At 65.5% G+C, this 14,854-nt stretch carries 15 protein-coding genes and 1 tRNA gene; 6 read left to right on the forward strand and 10 right to left on the reverse strand.

Features of this window, described 5'->3' with window-relative positions; genetic code table 11:
- Nucleotides 1-13 precede the first annotated feature (13 nt).
- The 4 genes from TY51_RS07690 to TY51_RS07705 all read left to right on the forward strand — a co-directional run bounded on the left by TY51_RS07690 (nucleotide 14) and on the right by TY51_RS07705 (nucleotide 4,670).
- Nucleotides 14-1,039 (forward strand): amino acid ABC transporter substrate-binding protein, encoded by a 1,026-nt coding sequence (locus TY51_RS07690; protein ID WP_042247933.1) that lies wholly within the window; start codon nucleotides 14-16, stop codon nucleotides 1,037-1,039.
- A 120-nt stretch (nucleotides 1,040-1,159) separates the two neighbouring features.
- Nucleotides 1,160-2,416 carry an amino acid ABC transporter permease gene (locus TY51_RS07695; protein ID WP_042247936.1) on the forward strand — a complete coding sequence of 419 codons (1,257 nt, stop codon included), beginning with the start codon at nucleotides 1,160-1,162 and terminating at the stop codon, nucleotides 2,414-2,416.
- A 1-nt stretch (nucleotide 2,417) separates the two neighbouring features.
- Nucleotides 2,418-3,872 carry an amino acid ABC transporter permease gene (locus tag TY51_RS07700; RefSeq protein ID WP_042247939.1) on the forward strand — a complete coding sequence of 485 codons (1,455 nt, stop codon included), beginning with the start codon at nucleotides 2,418-2,420 and terminating at the stop codon, nucleotides 3,870-3,872.
- Nucleotides 3,873-3,884: 12 nt separating this feature from the next.
- Nucleotides 3,885-4,670: an amino acid ABC transporter ATP-binding protein gene (locus TY51_RS07705; RefSeq protein WP_042247942.1), complete on the forward strand. Its 786-nt coding sequence runs from the start codon at nucleotides 3,885-3,887 to the stop codon at nucleotides 4,668-4,670.
- Between the two features lie 36 nt (nucleotides 4,671-4,706).
- Here the strand turns inward: TY51_RS07705 and TY51_RS07710 are convergent, their stop codons facing one another.
- The 10 genes from TY51_RS07710 to rpmH form a co-directional block, all read right to left on the reverse strand.
- Nucleotides 4,707-5,225, reverse strand: a complete 519-nt coding sequence (locus tag TY51_RS07710; protein WP_042247945.1) for a histidine phosphatase family protein — start codon at nucleotides 5,223-5,225, stop codon at nucleotides 4,707-4,709.
- 90 nt (nucleotides 5,226-5,315) lie between these two features.
- The gene (gene argB, locus TY51_RS07715) at nucleotides 5,316-6,215 is read right to left on the reverse strand and encodes an acetylglutamate kinase (protein ID WP_042247948.1); all 900 of its coding nucleotides are present in this window, start codon (nucleotides 6,213-6,215) and stop codon (nucleotides 5,316-5,318) included.
- Nucleotides 6,216-6,278: 63 nt separating this feature from the next.
- The gene (gene yihA, locus TY51_RS07720) at nucleotides 6,279-6,929 is read right to left on the reverse strand and encodes a ribosome biogenesis GTP-binding protein YihA/YsxC (protein WP_042247951.1); all 651 of its coding nucleotides are present in this window, start codon (nucleotides 6,927-6,929) and stop codon (nucleotides 6,279-6,281) included.
- Entirely contained in the window at nucleotides 6,926-7,687 is a 762-nt protein-coding gene (locus TY51_RS07725; RefSeq protein WP_042247953.1) for an MOSC domain-containing protein, read from the reverse strand. Before TY51_RS07725 ends, yihA begins: the two co-directional genes overlap by 4 nt.
- Nucleotides 7,684-9,540, reverse strand: coding sequence for a membrane protein insertase YidC (gene yidC, locus TY51_RS07730; protein WP_042247956.1), 1,857 nt, complete (start codon nucleotides 9,538-9,540; stop codon nucleotides 7,684-7,686). The genes TY51_RS07725 and yidC overlap by 4 nt, the downstream gene beginning before the upstream one ends.
- A gap of 152 nt (nucleotides 9,541-9,692) precedes the next feature.
- Entirely contained in the window at nucleotides 9,693-10,988 is a 1,296-nt protein-coding gene (locus tag TY51_RS07735) for an EAL domain-containing protein (protein WP_052649933.1), read from the reverse strand.
- 58 nt (nucleotides 10,989-11,046) lie between these two features.
- The gene (gene ttcA / locus TY51_RS07740) at nucleotides 11,047-11,934 is read right to left on the reverse strand and encodes a tRNA 2-thiocytidine(32) synthetase TtcA (RefSeq protein ID WP_042247959.1); all 888 of its coding nucleotides are present in this window, start codon (nucleotides 11,932-11,934) and stop codon (nucleotides 11,047-11,049) included.
- Nucleotides 11,918-12,181 carry a membrane protein insertion efficiency factor YidD gene (yidD, locus tag TY51_RS07745; RefSeq protein WP_042247962.1) on the reverse strand — a complete coding sequence of 88 codons (264 nt, stop codon included), beginning with the start codon at nucleotides 12,179-12,181 and terminating at the stop codon, nucleotides 11,918-11,920. The genes ttcA and yidD overlap by 17 nt, the downstream gene beginning before the upstream one ends.
- Nucleotides 12,178-12,570, reverse strand: a complete 393-nt coding sequence (rnpA, locus tag TY51_RS07750; RefSeq protein WP_042247966.1) for a ribonuclease P protein component — start codon at nucleotides 12,568-12,570, stop codon at nucleotides 12,178-12,180. The genes yidD and rnpA overlap by 4 nt, the downstream gene beginning before the upstream one ends.
- 50 nt (nucleotides 12,571-12,620) lie before the next feature.
- On the reverse strand, nucleotides 12,621-12,755 hold the full coding sequence (gene rpmH, locus TY51_RS07755) for a 50S ribosomal protein L34 (RefSeq protein ID WP_042247969.1): 135 nt from the start codon (nucleotides 12,753-12,755) through the stop codon (nucleotides 12,621-12,623).
- Between the two features lie 250 nt (nucleotides 12,756-13,005).
- Between rpmH and TY51_RS07760 the strand changes: the two genes are divergently transcribed.
- Both TY51_RS07760 and TY51_RS07765 read left to right on the forward strand, forming a co-directional pair.
- Nucleotides 13,006-14,427 (forward strand): HAMP domain-containing sensor histidine kinase, encoded by a 1,422-nt coding sequence (locus TY51_RS07760; RefSeq protein WP_042247970.1) that lies wholly within the window; start codon nucleotides 13,006-13,008, stop codon nucleotides 14,425-14,427.
- 85 nt (nucleotides 14,428-14,512) lie between these two features.
- Nucleotides 14,513-14,589 (forward strand) — tRNA-Arg (locus TY51_RS07765).
- Nucleotides 14,590-14,854 lie beyond the last annotated feature (265 nt).

The following is a 14,854-nucleotide window of genomic DNA, read 5'->3' on the forward strand; positions in this document are numbered from 1 at the left end:
CACAGAGGTAACTATGAAAAAATCGGTTTTCCTGGGGACGGCGGCCGCGGCGACCCTGCTGGCAGGCATGGGCATGGCCCAGGAGGGGTCGACCCTGACCCAGGTCAAGGAACGTGACGAGCTGAACTGCGGCGTCAACACCGGCCTGGTCGGATTCGCGGCCCCCGATGCCAGCGGCAACTGGACCGGCTTTGACGTGGCCTATTGCCGCGCGCTGGCCGCAGCCGTCCTGGGCGATCCCGCCAAGGTCAAGTTCGTGCCGACCACCGGCCAGACGCGCTTTACCGCGCTGTCGTCGGGCGAGGTGGACGTTCTGGCCCGCAACTCGACCTGGACCTATTCGCGCGACACCGACCTGAACCTGGATTTCGTGGGCGTGAACTATTACGACGGCCAGGGCTTCATGGTGCGCTCGGATCTGGGCGTGACCTCGGCCAAGGAACTGGACGGCGCGACGATCTGCATCCAGACCGGCACCACGACCGAGCTGAACCTGGCCGACTATTTCCGCGCCAACAACATGGCCTACACGCCCGTCAACATCGACAGCAATGCCGAGGGCGAGCAGCAGTACATGGCGGGCGCCTGCGACGCCTACACGACCGACGCATCGGGCCTGGCGGCTACGCGCGCGGCCTTTGCCGACCCGGAAACCCACATCATCCTGCCCGAGATCATCTCCAAGGAGCCTCTGGGGCCGGCCGTGCGCCACGGCGACAGCAACTGGGGCGACATCGCCCGCTGGACCCTGAACGCGCTGATCGCCGCCGAGGAATACGGCGTCACCTCGCGCAATATCGAGGAACTGGTGCGGTCGTCCGAGAACCCCGAGGTCCAGCGCCTTCTGGGAACCACGGACGAGCTGGGCGCCATGATGGGCCTGGACGCCGAATGGGCACGTCGCGCCATCCTGGCGGGCGGCAACTATGGCGAGATCTTTGCCGCCAACATCGGCGAGCAGACCCCGATCGGCCTGGCCCGCGGCCTGAACGCACAGTGGACCCAAGGCGGCCTGCTCTACGCTCCGCCGTTCCGCTGATCGGCTGACACGACCGGGGGTCGGACCCATGACGGGCCCGGCCCCGACCCTCCATCAACGATAAACCTGCCCAAGTGAAAAACGGCGCAAAGCCGATGGCAGGCGACAGGGGTAAGAAAGATGACGGACATCCGGGCAACGGCGACGCCGCCGTTCCGGCTGAGCATGCTGGTCAACGACCAGCGGTATCGGTCCCTGACATTTCAGGTCATCGTGTTCATTCTGGTCATGGCCGCCGCGTGGTGGCTGGTCGACAACACGATCCGCAACCTGGCCCTGATGGGCAAAAGCTTCGATTTCGGATTCCTGTTCCAGCGCGCGGGCTATGACATCCCGCAGACGCCGATCCCCTATACCGCCGACGATTCGCACCTGCGCGCATCGGTCGTGGGCCTGCTGAACACGCTGATCGTGGCGGTGCTGGGCTGCATCGCGGCGACCGTGCTGGGCGTGATCGTGGGCGTGTCGCGGCTGTCCAAGAACTGGCTGTTCGCCCGCCTGATGACCGTCTTTGTGGAAATCTTCCGCAACATGCCGCTGCTGCTGTGGATCCTGATCATCTATGCGGTCTTCACCGAGATCCTGCCGCCGCCCAACGCCTTTCGGGGCGAGGCCGCGACATCCGGGATGATCCTGTTCGACCACGTGGCCCTGACCAACCGCTATACCGCGCTGCCGACGCTTGGCATGACCAACGATCCGGGCAGCCTGGACCTGGGCGCGCGCATCACCTTCAACTGGGCCACGATCGCCTTTGTGGTCGCGCTGGTCGGGGGCTGGATCGTGCGCCGCATGATCCGTGCCTGGGCGCAGGACGTGCAGGACCGCACCGGCAGCCGGCCCACCACCTGGTGGATGTCGCTGGCGGTGATGATCCTGCCGTCGCTGCTGCTGATCTGGTATTTCGGCCTGCATCTGGTCCCGCCCAGCCTGCAGGGCTTCAACTTCACCGGCGGGCTGAACGTCTCGAACTCGCTGGTCGCGCTGTGGCTGGCGCTGACGCTGTACACCGCGGCCTTCATCGCGGAGATCGTGCGCGCCGGCATCCTGGCCGTCAGCCGTGGCCAGTCCGAGGCGGCCTTTGCCCTGGGCCTGCGCCCGAACCGCACCATGAGCCTGGTGATCCTGCCGCAGGCGCTGCGGGTCATCATCCCGCCGCTGATCTCTCAGTACCTGAACCTGACCAAGAACAGCTCGCTTGCCATCGCGGTCGGCTACATGGACCTGCGCGGCACCCTGGGCGGTACCACGCTGAACCAGACCGGCCGAGAGCTGGAGGCGATCGTTCTGATGATGCTGACCTATCTGGTCCTCAGCCTGATCATTTCGGCGGGGATGAACGTCTTCAACGCCCGCGTCAAACTGAAGGAGCGGTGAGATGAGCGACACCCACGCCCAAACCGTAGCCTTCGTACGCGACACCATGCTGCCCTCGGCCGCGCCGCCGATCCGCGAATCGGGCGCGATCCGCTGGTTGCGGGAGAACCTGTTCGCCGGTCCCATCAACACGATCCTGACCATCCTGGGCGCGCTGATCGTCTGGTTCCTGGTCGCGACCTTCTGGGACTGGTTCGCCCATTCGGTCTGGAACGCCTCCAGCCTGAACGAATGCCGTGCGATCATCGTCGCCACCTGGGGCGAGGGGGCCCGCGGCGCCTGCTTTGCGGTGATCCGCGAACGCTGGAACCAGTACCTGTTCGGCTTCTACCCGGTCGAGCTGTACTGGCGGCCTACCATGACCTTCGGCCTGCTGATGGTCGCGCTGGCGCCGGTGCTGTTTTCCGCGTCGCTGACGATCCGCCGCGTCATTCTGATCATCACCGCCGTCGTGACGCTGTCGGCGATGGTCGTGCTGGGCGCGCCCGTGGGCTGGCTGATCTTCGCGGCCCTGGTGCTGGGCGCGGGGCTGTTCGCGTCGGAGCGCAACATCACCTGGATGCTGCCGTTCTCGCTGATCTATCCGCTGCTGGGCGTGTGGTTCCTGTGGGGGGGCACGCTGTGGGGGCCGATCTTCGTGCTGGTCGGGCCGCTTCTGGGCTGGGCGGCGTGGCGCGTGCTGTCGCGGGTCTCTCCGCTGCTGGCGACGGTCGCGGCGATCCTGGTGACGCTGCTGTTCTGGCTGCTTCTGGCGGGCAATGCCGCCAGCGACGCCGAGGCGCTGCTGCCGCTGTCGATCGAGGCCGTGCGGTCAGACCGCTTTGGCGGGTTCCTGTTGTCGCTGACCATCGGCGTGGCGGGCATCGCGCTGTCACTGCCCCTGGGCATTGTGCTGGCCCTGGCGCGCCAGTCGGACATGTTCCTGATCAAGTCGCTGTCCGTGATCTTCATCGAATTCATCCGCGGCGTGCCGCTGATCACGCTGCTGTTCGTGGCGTCCCTGCTGCTGAACTATTTCCTGCCGCCGGGCACCAGCTTCGACATCATCCTGCGCGTCATCATCATGGTGACGATCTTTGCCGCAGCCTACATGGCGGAGGTGATCCGCGGCGGTCTGGCCGCCCTGCCCAAGGGCCAGTACGAGGCCGCCGACGCCTTGGGCCTGGACTACTGGAAGGCACAGCGCCTGATCGTGCTGCCGCAGGCGCTCAAGATCAGCATTCCGGGGATCGTGTCGACCTTCATCGGCATGTTCAAGGACACGACGCTGGTGACTTTCGTGGGCCTCTATGACCCGCTGAAATCGATGTCGGACGCGGTGCGCGCCAATATCGAATGGAAGGGCATCTATTGGGAGCCGTTCATCTTTGTCGGCGGCATCTTCTTTCTCATCTGCTTCGGCATGTCGCGATACTCGATGTATCTGGAACGCCGCCTGCAACGCGACCACAGGTAAGGACCCCTGGTTATGGAAAACATCGAACGTCAGATCGACCGCAGCCAGATGACGGTCAGCGACGAGGTCGCCATCGACATCCGCAACATGAACAAGTGGTTCGGCTCGTTCCACGTCCTGCGCGACATCGATCTGACTGTCCACAAGGGCGAACGCATCGTCATCGCCGGGCCGTCGGGGTCGGGGAAATCCACCCTGATCCGCTGCATCAACCGCCTGGAGGAGCATCAGGCCGGCCATATCGTCGTGGACGGGGTGGAACTGACCAATGACATCAAGAACATCGACAAGGTGCGTTCCGAGGTCGGCATGGTGTTCCAGCACTTCAACCTGTTCCCGCACCTGACCGTGCTGGAGAACTGCACCCTGGCCCCGATCTGGGTGCGCAAAGTGCCCAGGAAGCAGGCCGAAGCCACGGCGATGCGGTTTCTGGAAAAGGTCAAGATCCCCGAACAGGCCGGGAAGTATCCGGGTCAGCTGTCGGGCGGCCAGCAACAGCGCGTGGCCATCGCCCGGTCGCTGTGCATGCAGCCCAAGATCATGCTGTTCGACGAGCCGACCAGCGCCCTGGACCCTGAGATGATCAAGGAGGTCCTGGACACCATGATCCAGCTGGCCGAGGAGGGGATGACGATGATCTGCGTCACCCACGAGATGGGCTTTGCGCAGGCCGTGGCGAACCGGGTGATCTTCATGGATCAGGGTCAGATCGTCGAGCAGAACAATCCCACCGACTTCTTCAACAACCCGAAATCCGAACGGACCAAGCTGTTCCTCAGCCAGATCCTGGGTCACTGACCATCGGCGGGGGCGTTGCGCCCCCGCCGGACTCCTTCAGATGCGTCCGTCCAGGCGCACGAAATCCATCACGCTGCCCTGACCGGGCTGCAGTTCCGCCCAGCTGTCGATCTGGAAATCCACGACCAGCGTCGCGCCGGTCGGATAGCGGCGGAAATCCGGGTCCAGCGGTAGGCGCGCGGGCAGCAGTGCCGCGAATTCAGAGATGCCAGGGTTGTGGCCCAGCATCATCACCGTCGGCATGGTGGCCGATTTCAGCACCGCCATCATCTTTTCAGGACCGGCGTGATAGAGGCTGGGCTCGATCCGCATCAGCGGGCGCACCTCCAGCGGGGCGCCGGCGATGACCGCCCAGGTCTCCTGCGTGCGGGCCGAGGACGAGCACAGGACCTCCTCGGGTTCATAGCCGCGGCTGGCCATCCAGTCGCCAAGGGACCGGGCCGACCGACGCCCCCGGTCGTTCAGCGGCCGGTCGTGATCGTCCAGGGTCGGATCGTCCCAGGCCGATTTCGCATGACGCGTCAGGATCAGGCGTCTGTGTCCAAGTGGGGTCATGAAATTGCTGCCTCTTTGTGCCATGCTGTCGGTTCAGGCAGCCTGCCACAGGCGCTGGCGAAGGAGCAAGCGCCCTTCGCCATGCCGTGATTACAGGCTGCTGGCGACCTGACGCAGGCCGCGGGGCGTGACGCGCGGTTCGGTGGTGCGGATCAGCGAACCGGCGCCATGTTCGGTGAACAGCTCCAGCAGGCAGGCATTGGGCACCCGCCCGTCCAGAATGACGACCGCGCGCACCCCGTCGTCCAGCGCCTTCAGCGCGGTTTCGGTCTTGGGGATCATGCCGCCCGCGATCTGGCCGTCGGCGATCATCGCGCGGACCTGGTCGGGATGCAGCTGCGTGACCACCTGTCCGGTCGCATCCTTGACGCCCGCGACATCGGTCAACAGCAGCAGGCGGTCGGCCTTGAGCGCGCCGGCGATGGCGCCAGCTGCTGTGTCGCCGTTGACGTTGAAGGTCTCGTTGTCCTCCATCCCGGTGGCCACCGGGGCGATGACGGGGATCATCCCGGCGGTGTACAGGTCGCGGATGATCTGGACGTTCATCTCGACCGGGCGACCGACAAAACCCAGTTCCGGGTCGTCGGCCTCGCACACCATCATGTCGTCATCCTTGCCCGAGATGCCGACCGCGCGGCCGCCCGCATCGTTGATCGCCTGGACGATGCGCTTGTTCACAAGGCCGGACAGCACCATCTCGACCACCTCGACGGTCTCCTTGGTGGTCACGCGCTTGCCGCGGACAAAGCGGCTCTCGATGCCAAGGCGGCCCAGCAGGTCGTTGATCATCGGCCCGCCGCCATGGCAGACGACCGGGTTCATGCCGACCTGCTTCATCAGCACGACGTCGCGGGCGAATTCCGCCATCGCGTCGTCGTCGCCCATGGCGTTTCCGCCGAACTTGACCACGACGACCGCCCCGGAATAGCGCTGTAGATAGGGCAGGGCCTCGGATAGGGTGCGTGCGGTGGCGATCCAGTCACGGTTCATGTTCTGTGTTCTCATCCTTGGGGCCCCGATCTGACGGGGCGGACCCTAGGACGCATGCGCCGATCAGTCCAGCCCGGCGATGATCGCGCGCAGCGTGGCGATGCCCTGGTTCTTCTCGGAACTGGTGACGACCAGTTCGGGATAGGCGGCAGGGTGTTTCTGCAGTGCCTCGCGCACCTGGTCCAGGACCGGGACCAGGGCATTGGGGCCCAGCTTGTCGGTTTTGGTCATCACGACCTGGAACGGCACGGCAGACCGGTCCAGCAGGGTCATGATCTGATGATCGACATCCTTCACGCCGTGGCGCGAATCGATCAGGCAGAAGGCGCGGCGCAGGGTCTGGCGCCCAGCCAGATAGGATTTCAGCAGCGCCTGCCATTTGGCGACAATGGCGACCGGGGCCTTGGCAAAGCCGTAACCTGGAAGGTCGACCAGATAGGAATGCTCGCCCAGGGCGAAATAGTTGATCTCCTGCGTCCGGCCCGGCGTGTTCGACGCGCGCGCCAGACCCTTGCGACCTGTCAGCGCGTTGATCAGGCTGGATTTGCCGACGTTCGAACGGCCTGCAAAGCAGACCTCGGGGCGGTCGGCCGGGGGCAGGCCGTCCATGTGGACGACGCCCTTGACGAAATCGACGGGTCCCGCGAACAGCAGGCGCGCAGCCTCGGCCGCGGCGGCTTCGGGATCGGGGGCGGTGGGGAAAGCGACTTTCATGCATGGACCTGATCTTGCAGGCGGACCGGACCGCCGGTGACAACCTCGGCGAAGATGCCGAAATCGGTGTGGCCGTAAAGCCGGTCCAGCGTCTGGACCATGTCGATGTCGCGCGTCCCGGTGTCGGGATCCGCGCTGGTGGCGTCGCAGCGGCCGATGTGGTCGGTCACCCGCAGTTCAACCGAACCGATGCTGATGGTGCGACCGATCAGGTCACGTTCCGCGAAGGGCGCCCAGCCATCGACCCACAGGTTGCCGCGCCAGCGATGCGTGCCCAAGGGCTGACCGCATTGCTGCTCAAGCTGCGCCAAGCTGGACAGGGACAGGACAGAGACGAGAGGCTGCCTCTGGTCGGTCCAGACGCCGGCGCCGCGGACCAGTCGCGTCGGGGCAGGGGCGTCGGCGGGCCAAAGCGGGCGCAGCCAGTCGATCAGTTGCGGACCCTGAGTCGCCGGGTCCAGCGTGATCGTGCCCGCCCGCGGATGGGACAGGTGCAGCTGCCCATCGTCCCAACCGCCGACAATGGCCTGCAGATCGGACGAGGCGACGCCGCGCAAAAAGCAGGATTTGGGCAGCCAACGATCCGGCTGCCCATCGGTCTGGCTTGCCAGCGCATGGCGTTCGCCGGCTTGCGTCAGCACCGCCCATTCGCGATCTCCGGGCAGACGGTGACCCGCCAGCAGGGTGACGCCATCCAGCCCCTCTCCGCCGACCGACTTGATCGGATGGCGGCGGATCAGGGCCAGATGCGCGGTCACTTTCCGGCGCCGGGCTTGTCGCCCGCGCGTTTGCGCTTGGGGATCGAGGACTTGATGTTGCCGAACAGGTCCGGACGGTGCCCGTGCATCGACATGATCGTGTACTGCTGCAGGATCGTGATCACGTTGTTGGTGATCCAGTACAGCACCAGACCCGAGGCGAAGCCGCCCAGCATGAACATGAAGATCCACGGCATCCAGGCAAAGATCATCTTCTGCGCGGCATCGGTGGGCGCCGGGTTCAGGCGCTGCTGCATCCACATGCTGATGCCCAGGGCGATCGCCAGCGCGGGCAGCGTGATCGAGTGCAGCAGCGTCCCCTGTGCCGGCACGCCGTAAGGCAGCAGGCCGTACAGGTTCAACAGGCTGGACGGGTCGGGCGCGGACAGATCCTGGATCCAGCCGAACCACGGCGCGTGGCGCAGTTCGATCGTGACGAAGATCACCTTGTAGAGCGAGAAGAAGATCGGGATCTGCAGCAGGATCGGCAGGCAGCCCGCGGCGGGGTTCACCTTTTCCCGCTTGTACAGCTCCATGACTTCCTTTTGGAACTTCATGCGGTCGTCGCCGGTGCGGGTCTTGATCTCCTCCATCTGCGGCTGCAGTTCCTTCATCTTGGCCATCGAGATGTAGGATTTGCGGGCCAGCGGAAAGACCAGCGTCTTCAGCACGAAGGTCAGCGCGATGATCGCCCAGCCCATGTTGCCGATGATGCCATGCAGCCAGTGCAGCAACTGGAAGATCGGCTTGGTCAGGAAATAGAACCAGCCCCAGTCGATCGAATCGACGAACCCTTCGATCCCGGGGGTTTCCTCGTATCCGCGGATGACTTCCCAGACCTTGGCGCCGGCGAACAGATAGCTGTCCGCGCTCAGCTGGGTGCCGGGCTGAACGGTCTGCATCGGGAAGCGGGCTTCGGTCTGATAGATGTCGGCGCCGTCCGCATATTTCACGACCGCGGTGAAGGCCTGACCGGGTGCGGGCGCCAGTGCGGACATCCAGTACTTGTCGGTAAAGCCGATCCAGCCGTTGCCGGTGACGTTGTAGACCTCGGCCCGGCCCTCGCGCTCGACCGGGTCCAGTTCGGCGACGTCGCCATAGTTCATCTCGACCAGGGTGCCGTCGACCATGCCGACGACGCCCTCGTGCAGGATGAAGTTGTTCTGGGTGTCGGGGCGGCCATGGCGCGCGATGATCCCGTAGGGCGCGGCCGAGAACGCGGCATCGCCGTTGTTCTGCAGGCTCTGGCCGACGGTGAACAAGTAGTTGTCGTCCATCGCGAAGGTGCGGCGGAAGATCTGGCCCGCGCCGTTGTCCCATGCCAGCGTGACGGGCTGGCCGGGGGCCAGAGTCTCGCCCGTTTCCAGCGTCCAGACGGTGGCGGGGTTCGGCACCAGGCTTGCATCGATGCCCGGACCCGGGGTCCAGCCATAGACGGCGTAATAGGGTTTGTACTGGGCGCTGTCGACGGGGATGCTGTCATCGGCCGTCGCGCTGGACGGGGTCAGCAGCCGCACGTCGGGCGAACCCTCGTCGCGTGTCTCCTGATAGCGGGTCAGCAGCAGGTCGTCGATCCGACCGCCGGCCAGCGAGATCGACCCCGACAGCGCCGGCGACTGGATCGCCACGCGGCCTGCGGGTTCGGCCGCATCCGGCTCGGCCGCCAGATCGGCGGGCGCCGTTGTCGCCGTCCCGGGCGTCGCCAGCGGCTGGTCGCCCACGACCTGCTCCGTCAGCGGCTGTCCCGAAGGCTGGTCGGAGACGGGTTCTGGAGCGAAGACCGTATACCATACCAGGATCACCAGAAACGACAGGACCGTTGCCAGGATCAAATTGCGGTTGTTGTCTTCCATTCCGTCACCACCGTCATCGCGTCAGTCTGGGCGGTTCAACAGAACGCACCCCCAAAGGTCAAGCGGATTTGCCATTTGACGCAGGAATGCAAGGGAATTCGCCGAAACACCCCGCGCATGCGACCGCGGGGCGCGGCCTTGGGGTGCCGGTTTCAGCCGCGCAGGCCGATCGTGGGAAGGCGCGATGCCGCGTCCGCATGGCTTGCCAGGAAGTCCAGGCTTCGCGTCAGCGGCATGGGTCTGGCGATCGCATAGCCCTGAACCTCGTCGCAACCCATCTGGGCCAGAAAGGCGTATTCCTCGCGGGTTTCGACCCCTTCGGCCAGCGCCGCGATGCCAAGCCGCTCTGCCAGCGCCAGGATCGCCAGGATCATGCGCTGCTGGCCTTCGTCGATGTCGCAGGCGGTGACAAAGCTGCGGTCGATCTTGATGCGGTTGATGCCGAACTGGCGGATCGCATCCAGGCTGGCATAGCCGGTGCCGAAATCGTCCAGGTCGATCTGGCACCCGGCCTCGGCCAGCTTGCGCAGGTTGTCGCGCGTCTCTCCGCTGCTGGTGACGGGGCCGACGCTTTCCAGAACCTCGACCACCAGGCGGCGGGGCGAAATCTCGTGGCGGTCCAATTCCCACAACAGGCAGTCGGCAAAGCCGCGGTCCGACAGTTCGCAGTTCGAGATGTTGATCGACACCGTCGGCACGTCGAACCCGGCCTTGTCCCATGCTTTCAGCGCGGCCATGGACTGGGCCAGCATGAACAGCGTCAGGGTGTTGTGATCGGCCGGTGACATGTGCGGCAGGAACACCCCCGGCGCCAGGATGCCGCGGGTCGGGTGATTCCAACGCGCCAACGCCTCGAACCCGGTGATCTGGCCGGAATTGCAGCAGACCTGGGGCTGGAACCACGCCTCCATCTGTGCGGCGACGACGGCGTCGCTGACGGTGGCGATCAGGCCCGGACCGGTCAGGGCAGGGTCATAGGGATACAGGCGCAGCTGGCCCAAGGCGCAATCCTCGACCAGGTTCATCCGCTGGCGGGCATTGTCGACCAGCGCCGTGATCGCGGGCAGGTCGGGCGTCGTGGCATGGATCAGCACGCCGGTCATCACGGGCGTCACGTGCTGGCCCGAGAGCGCCACGGGCGCCTGTCCCTGCTGGTGCAGGCGGCGCGCGACCTGCAGCGCGTCCCGGTCGGTCCGGTCGCGCAGCACGAAGGCGAACAGCCCCGGCGCCAGCACCTGCACCGGGTCATAGGGGCGCACCGCCCCACCCAGGGTCATCGACAGTTGCACCATCAGGTGCCCCATCGCGGCCTTGTCCAGGACAGTGCCCAGGGTCTCGGTATTTTCCAGCCGCATCAGCAACAGGCTGCGGGACAGGTCCTGCCCCCGCTTGGCGCCACCAAGCAGCCTGCGGAGGGGCGAGAACAAACGGTTCGCATTCTTTGACATACCGGACCTTTCACGGAATCACCGGTATCAGCATTAGATCAAATTGCTTGTCGTACCGTTAATGTTCCCCGGCCAGATCGCGCAGGATCGGCGGAAGGTCCGCTGAATCGCCCTGTTCGGGCGGGAAAATCGCGGAAAAATCGAATAGTTCAGTATCCAGCAGATGCGAGGGCCGCACGTTCATCAGCGACCGGAACATGACCTGACGCCGGCCTGGCGTCCGTGCCTCCCATTCGTCAAGCATGCGCTTGACCTGGACGCGCTGCAGCCCCTCCTGGCTGCCGCACAGGTCGCAAGGGATGATGGGATAGTTCATGGCCCGCGAAAAGCGGTCGCAATCGGCCTCGGCCACATAGGCCAGGGGACGCAGGACGGTCAGGTCGCCATCCTCGTTCAGCAGCTTGGGCGGCATGGTGGCCAGTCGGCCGCCATGGAACAGGTTCATGAAGAACGTCTCCAGCATGTCGTCGCGGTGGTGGCCCAGCACGACCGCGGAACAGCCTTCCTCGCGGGCGATGCGGTACAGATTGCCGCGACGAAGGCGCGAACACAGCGCGCAATAGGTGCGGCCCGCGGGCACCTTTTCCTTCACGATGGAATAGGTGTCCTTGTATTCGATCCGGTGCGGCACGCCGCGCGCCTTGAGGAATTCGGGCAGGACCGTGGCCGGAAAGTTCGGCTGCCCCTGATCCAGGTTGCAGGCCAGCAGGTCGACCGGCAGCAGCCCGCGCCACTGCAACTCGTGCAGAATCGCCAGCAGGGTATAGCTGTCCTTGCCGCCCGACAGGCAGACCAACCAGCGGTCGCCGGGTCGGACCATCGCGTAATCGTCGATCGCGGCGCGGGTTTCGCGGACCAGCCGCTTGCGCAGCTTGCGGAACTCGGTCCCCTGGGGGGCGCCGGCGAACAGGGGGTGGATGTCGGTGGTGTCAGCGTCGTCCAGCATCGCGGGCCCTTTCGTGGTCGGGATCGGCGCCGGGCACCGGGTCATAGCCGTGCCCGCCCCAGGGATGACAGCGCCCGATGCGCCGCAACGCCAGCCAGCTGCCGCGAAACGCGCCGTGGCGGGCCAGCGCGTCCAGCGCATAGGCCGAACAGGTCGGCTGGAACCGGCAGCCATGCCCGACCCACGGAGAGGCCAGCAGCCGATAGCCGCGCACCGGCAGCGCGACAAGGCGCGCCAGCGGGCTCATCCGTGAATCTTGGCCATGGCGCGGGCGAAATCGCCCTGCAGATCGGCAAAGGGGCGGGCGATGGTCGCCTCGGGGCGGCCGACCAGGACATAATCCCAGCCAGCAAGGCCCAAGCCGCCCAAGCCAAGGCGCGCCACCTCGCGCAAGCGGCGCTTGGCGCGGTTGCGGGCGACGGCATTGCCGATCTTCTTGGAACAGGTGAACCCGATCCGTGTCGGGCCGTCATCGTCCCGCCTGCGGGCCTGCAGCAGAAAGCCAGGCATCCCTTGACGCCGCGCGCGGGCGGCGGCCAGGAAATCGGCGCGTTTCTGCAGTACGGGCGGCATGCGAAATGCCGCCGTGCCGACATCCCTTGGCTGAACTTCAGCAGGATGGGGCAGAGGCGGCATGTCGAAAGCCTTTACGTGGCGGTCGTGACCGCCGGCAGGATCACGAATGATCAGGCCGACAGACGCTTGCGGCCCTTGGCGCGGCGGCGGTTCAGCACCAGACGGCCGCCTTTGGTGGCCATGCGGGCGCGGAAGCCGTGACGGCGCGCACGAACGAGGTTCGACGGTTGGAAGGTGCGCTTCATGATCAGTCTCCGGGTCGGTTCTTGCGGGGCGGATCGGGACGGGGCAGATTGCAGAAAGCTGCCCTGCGCCACGACGCCGGTTGTTCGAAGCCCGCTGGATAGTGGACCCGCAGGCCCACGTCAACCGTCCAAACCGGTAAATCACGGGCCAATCGGTCCGGGAACCCGGCAGCGATCACATTCGTTTGATGTGCATACCCGCATTCGCTTGGCTGACAAGTCCGGCCCGCGACATCATAACCCGGACACGATGCGATTGAACACGATCTCTGGACGATTCGCCGCGCTGACAACCATGTTCGTCATCTTGGCAGAGCTGTTCATCTTGCTGCCGTCCTTGGCAGGCTTCCGGCTGGACTATCTGGAGAGCCGGCTGGAGCGGGCGCAGATTGCTAGCTTGGCACTGCTGGCCACGGACGAATCGATCGCCCTGGATTTGGAATCGGAGCTGCTGCAGACGGCCGGCGTCTTCAACGTCGTGCTGCGGCGCAATGATGTGCGCCAGCTGGTCCTGTCGTCCCCGATCCCCGGTCCCATCGCCGCGACCTACGACCTGCGGTCCGAAGGCGTGCTGCACACCATCGACGATTCGCTGGTGGCGCTGGCGGACCGGCAGAACCGGGTGATCCGGGTGATCGGCGCCCCGGTGAACCAGGCGGGCCAGCTGATCGAGGTCACGATGGAGACCGCGCCCCTGCGGCAGGCCATGATCGATTACGGTTTGCGGCTGCTGGCGGTGTCGGCGGCGTTTTCGATCCTGACGGCGGTGCTGCTGTTCACCGCGGCGCAGCGGATGATCCTGGTGCCGATCCGCCGCGTCATCACCCACATGTCCGCCTATGCCAGCGCCCCCGAGGACAGCCGCCACATCATCATCCCCGACGCCCGCCTGGCCGAACTGCGCGAGGCGGAAACCGCACTGCAGTCGATGCAGCAGACAGTCACGTCGTCCCTGAAGCAAAAGGAACGCATGGCCCTGTTGGGTCAGGCCATCGCCAAGATCAGTCACGATCTGCGCAACATCCTGACCACGGCGCAGATATTCGCCGACCGGCTGGAGGACAGCGCCGACCCCAAGGTGCGTCGTGCGGCACCCAAGCTGGTGAATTCGATCACGCGGGCCGTGAACCTGTGCGAGACGACTTTGGCTTTCGGCAAGGCCGAAGAGCCCGCACCGACGCTGTCGCGCTTCAACTTGGCGCAGCTGGCCGCCGAGGTGATCGAGGCCGAGACCCTGGCAGGAGAAGCGGCGGGGCAGGTCGAGTTCCTGACCGACATCCCGCCCAGTCTGGTGATCCGCGCCGACCGCGACCAGCTGTACCGCGTGCTGGCCAACCTGGCCCGCAACGCCCGCCAAGCGATCGAGGCGACCGGCGCCCCCGGCATCGTCGAAATCGGTGCCGGAGAGGCCGAGGCCGATTGGTGGATCAAGGTCTGCGATTCGGGACCGGGCCTGCCGGACAAGGCGCGCGAATATCTGTTCAAGCCGTTCACGGGCAGCACGCGGCGCGGCGGCACGGGCCTGGGCCTGACGATCGCAGCCGATCTGGTGCGTGGGCATGGCGGGCGGCTGGACCTGCTGCGCAGCGACGTCGAGGGCAGCCAGTTCTGCATCCATATTCCGCGTGGCATGGCCGATCTGTCCGCACGCGCCGATGCTGCGGCCCGCTGAGGCGCGCCCCGACAAAAAGGTTTCATCTTTTTGTCTTTTCGCCCTTGCATCCCCCCGGCGTGGCCGTTAATTCCCACCGCAAGTTGCACCCGTAGCTCAGCTGGATAGAGCACCAGACTACGAATCTGGGGGTCGGGCGTTCGAATCGCTCCGGGTGCACCATTTTCCTTTTTGTGAACACCAAGCAAAATTGCCGTTTGCGTCACGGCTTTGCCTTTTAGGTGACCCAACATCTCCGCCCGCTCCTTCCTGTTCCGCCAGTGGCGAAGCCATCCCTGCTTTTCACTTTGGATGACCTCATGTCATCCGAAGGGCAAAGCAGGGTGGGCGCAGCCCGACCTGCGGCCGGACGGTGATCTGACACACGGGGCCGCAGCGGTGAAATTGGGAGGGACCCGCGCGCTTGCGCGTGGGAGGAACCGGATTT

It is taken from the genome of Paracoccus sp. PAMC 22219 (assembly GCF_000787695.1).
In the GTDB taxonomy this organism is placed as follows: Bacteria; Pseudomonadota; Alphaproteobacteria; order Rhodobacterales; family Rhodobacteraceae; genus Paracoccus.